The organism is uncultured Aquincola sp. (assembly GCF_964001545.1).
Taxonomy (GTDB): Bacteria; Pseudomonadota; Gammaproteobacteria; order Burkholderiales; family Burkholderiaceae_C; genus Aquincola.
The window spans coordinates 1-3125 of record NZ_CAXFDV010000376.1; the positions used below are offsets into that span (position 1 = coordinate 1).

Here is a 3125-nt window from a genome sequence, read left to right on the forward strand (position 1 = left end):
GGCGTACACCGCGTCCAGGTCGGCCAGCACAGAGGCATCGGCGCGCAGCGCCGTGGCCGCCGGCCCGATGCGCTTGGCGGCCACGGCCAGTTCCGCCTGCCGGCGGCCGGTGATGAAGACCTGCGCGCCCTGCCGCGCCAGGGCTTCGGCGGCGGCCAGCCCGATGCCGCTGCTGGCGCCCGTGACCAGTGCCACCTTGCCCTGCAGTGATCCGTTCATGTTGTGCTCCTTGGTCGATCCGTGTTGCGATGGCCTGACTGTAGGCAGCACGCATTGATCGACCAAGCGCATGCAATGGATTGACTATCCACCACGGGAGATAATCCACCAAGGACAGCCGGAGGGTGTGGATGGATCAATTGCAGGCCATGCGCGCCTTCGCGCGAGTGGTGGAAGCCGGCAGCTTCACCCGCGCGGCCGAAACGCTGGACATGCCCATGGCCACGGTCAGCAAGGCGGTGCAATGGCTGGAAGCGCACCTGGGCACGCAGCTGCTGCAACGCACCACCCGCCGCGTGACCGTCACGGCCGAGGGGCAGGACTACTACGGCAAGGCGCTGCGCGTGTTGCGCGACCTCGACGACGTCGACGCCTCGTTCGGCGCGCTACGCTGCCAGCCGCGAGGCCTGCTGCGCGTGGACGTGGGCGGCTCCACCGCCCGCGACGTGCTGCTGCCCTTGCTGCCCGACTTCATGGACCGCCACCCGGACATCCGTCTGGAGCTGGGCGTGTCGGACCGGGCGGTGGATCTGGTGGGCGACAACGTCGACTGCGTGATCCGCGGCGGTCCGCTGGAAGATTCTTCGCTGGTGGCGCGTCGGCTGGGCGAGGCGGTGCTGATCACGTGCGCCGCACCGGCCTACCTGCACCGGCACGGCACGCCACGGTCACCCGAGCAACTGGGCAACGGCCACCGCCTGGTGGCCTACGTGTCGGCCTCCAGCGGGCGCGCCATGCCCTTCCGCTTTGAACGCGAAGGCGTGCGGACGGAGCTGAAGCCGGCGCATCGGCTGGGCGTCAATGAGAGCAACGCCCACCTGGCTGCGGCCGTGGCCGGCCTGGGTGTGGTGCAGACCTTTGCTTATGCCGCTGCGCAGGCACTGCAGGCAGGCACGCTGGTGGAGGTGCTCCAGCCCTGGCGGCCAGCGCCCTACCCGTTCCACGTGGTGTACCCCGCACGCCGGCATGTCAGTGCGCGGCTGCGGGTGTTCATCGACTGGCTGGCCGAGGCCTGCCCGGCCCGGCTGGGGCTTCAGCCCCGGTCGGCCTGGCGGCGGCGCACCAGCAGGCCGACGGCGGCCAGGCCGCCCAGCATCAGCGCATAGGTCTCGGGCTCGGGCACCGGGGCCATGGCGGTGCCCACGTACTGCAGCTGACCGCGGATGGCGCCGGCCGGGAAGGTGGCGTTGTGCAGGTTGACGTAGAAGCTGCCCGCGTTCATCGGGGTGATGGAGGCCAGGTCGGCGTCGTACATGCGCGAGCCGGTGTAGTTGCCCGAGAAGTCGACGATCACCGGTCCGTTCATGTCGGCGCCACCGGCGTGGATGTGCGCGCCGGTCAGCGGCAGTTCCACGTTGTTGGCCATGATGGACCACGACACCAGGAGCGCCGAGTTGTCGATCAGCACCGTGGCCACGCCGAAGCCGTCGGTGTCGCCACCGCCGGTTTCGTTGATGCCGTAGAGGAAGGCGGTGTAGGTGTCGATGGCGGCCGCCGCAGGCGTGGCCATGAACGGAGCAGCAGCCACGACGGCCGCGCACAGCAGGGACTTCTTGAACATCACGAGACTCCGGCAAGGGGGTGAATGAAAGGCCGTCCATCGTGCGAACCGCCCGCCATGCCCGCAAGCCGCGGCCAACCCCCGAAAGCAGTGGCTCGTGCCCCTGCCCGGCGACCGATGTGTAACGGCTGCGGCTGCCGGCACAGCAGGCGCCTCTCGCCACCCTTGCGAGGCCGCCTGCCGTCACCGCCGGTTGCAACTCGCTTTTGACAACATGTTGTCAATCCACGGACCATGGCTGCCATGCGTTCCATTCCCACCAACCCGATCCGCGACCTGGTGATCGAGGTGTTCCAGTCCAACGGCCTGTTGATCGACACCGGCAACGGCCTGGTGCGCGACGCGGGCCTCACCTCCGCGCTGTGGCAGGTGCTGGCCGCGCTGGGTGATGCGCCCACGCCGCTGCCGGTGGCCCACATCGCCCGCGCGATGGGCCTGACGCGGCAGGCGGTGCAGCGCGTGGTGCATGTGCTGGCCGAGCGCGGCTTCGTCACCTTGCAGCCCAACCCGCAGCATCGCCGCGCACCGCTGGTGGTGCTCACCGAACAAGGCAGCCAGGCCCTGGCCATGGCCGAAGCGGCCGAAGCCCCGATGAGCCGGCAGCTGGTCGAGCGCATCGGCGCCAGGCGCGTGGCTGCTGCCACCGCGGTGCTGCGTGAATTCAATGCCCTGCTGCAGCAGGGCCTGGCCGGCGCGGCCGACGACGACACGAATTCCTTCACTCCCTGAGCCCTGCGATGACTGCTGTTGCCGATCGAACCTGGGATGCCGACGTGATCGTCGTCGGCGGTGGCCCCATCGGGCTGACCACGGCCTGCGCGCTGGCGCACCATGGCGTGAACGTGCGCCTGCTGGAGCAGCGGCGCGCGCTGCTGCCGCACTCGCGCGCCAACAACCTGTGGGCCCGGCCGCAGGAGCTGCTGCATGCCATCGGCCTGCGCGACGCGCTGGCGGCGCAGGCCTACCGCATCCGCGAGGTGGACACGCTGCTGCTGGGCGAGCCGGTGGACCCGGTGCACATTGCCGAGGTGGCCAGCCCCTTTCCCGAAGTGCTGTACAGCGGCCAGCAGGTGATCGAGACCACGCTGGCCGAACAGCTGCAGGCCCGCGGCGTCACGGTCGAGCGTGGGCGCCGGCTGCTGGGCCTGGCACAGCACGACGACGGCGTGACGCTGACGGTGGCCGAAGTGGATGCGAACGACGACGAGCGCACCGTGGGCCCGCCGCAGACCCTGCGCTGCCGCTACCTGGTGGCGGCCGATGGCGGCGACAGCCTGGTGCGCCGGCAGCTGGGCCTGGACTTCGAGCCCGAGCGGCTGCCGCATGTGATGAACCGCCAGGTGGA

At 70.2% G+C, this 3125-nt stretch carries 5 protein-coding genes; 3 read left to right on the forward strand and 2 right to left on the reverse strand.

Going from position 1 to position 3125, the window contains the following annotated elements:
* Positions 1 to 219 (reverse strand): SDR family NAD(P)-dependent oxidoreductase (locus tag ABNT58_RS12925; protein WP_348753883.1); only part of this gene is annotated, 219 nt, incomplete at its 3' end.
* Positions 220 to 350: 131 nt separating this feature from the next.
* Here ABNT58_RS12925 and ABNT58_RS12930 point away from each other — a divergent pair.
* Positions 351 to 1325 (forward strand): LysR family transcriptional regulator, encoded by a 975-nt coding sequence (locus ABNT58_RS12930; protein WP_348753884.1) that lies wholly within the window; start codon positions 351 to 353, stop codon positions 1323 to 1325.
* Here ABNT58_RS12930 and ABNT58_RS12935 read toward each other — a convergent pair.
* Positions 1253 to 1780 (reverse strand): CHRD domain-containing protein, encoded by a 528-nt coding sequence (locus tag ABNT58_RS12935; RefSeq protein ID WP_348753885.1) that lies wholly within the window; start codon positions 1778 to 1780, stop codon positions 1253 to 1255. The genes ABNT58_RS12930 and ABNT58_RS12935 overlap by 73 nt on opposite strands.
* Positions 1781 to 2023: 243 nt before the next feature.
* Here ABNT58_RS12935 and ABNT58_RS12940 point away from each other — a divergent pair, with 243 nt between their 5' ends.
* Both ABNT58_RS12940 and ABNT58_RS12945 read left to right on the forward strand, forming a co-directional pair.
* Positions 2024 to 2509 (forward strand): helix-turn-helix domain-containing protein, encoded by a 486-nt coding sequence (locus ABNT58_RS12940; RefSeq protein ID WP_348753886.1) that lies wholly within the window; start codon positions 2024 to 2026, stop codon positions 2507 to 2509.
* An 8-nt stretch (positions 2510 to 2517) separates the two neighbouring features.
* Positions 2518 to 3125: FAD-dependent oxidoreductase (locus ABNT58_RS12945; RefSeq protein WP_348753887.1), on the forward strand; the 608-nt coding region annotated here is incomplete at its 3' end.

Excerpts from the sequence above, each read along its gene's own strand:
- ABNT58_RS12930 (WP_348753884.1), top strand. The coding sequence starts at position 351 with ATGGATCAATTGCAGGCCATGCGCGCCTTCGCGCGAGTGGTGGAAGCC.
- ABNT58_RS12935 (WP_348753885.1), bottom strand. The coding sequence starts at position 1,780 with ATGTTCAAGAAGTCCCTGCTGTGCGCGGCCGTCGTGGCTGCTGCTCCG.
- ABNT58_RS12940 (WP_348753886.1), top strand. The coding sequence starts at position 2,024 with ATGCGTTCCATTCCCACCAACCCGATCCGCGACCTGGTGATCGAGGTG.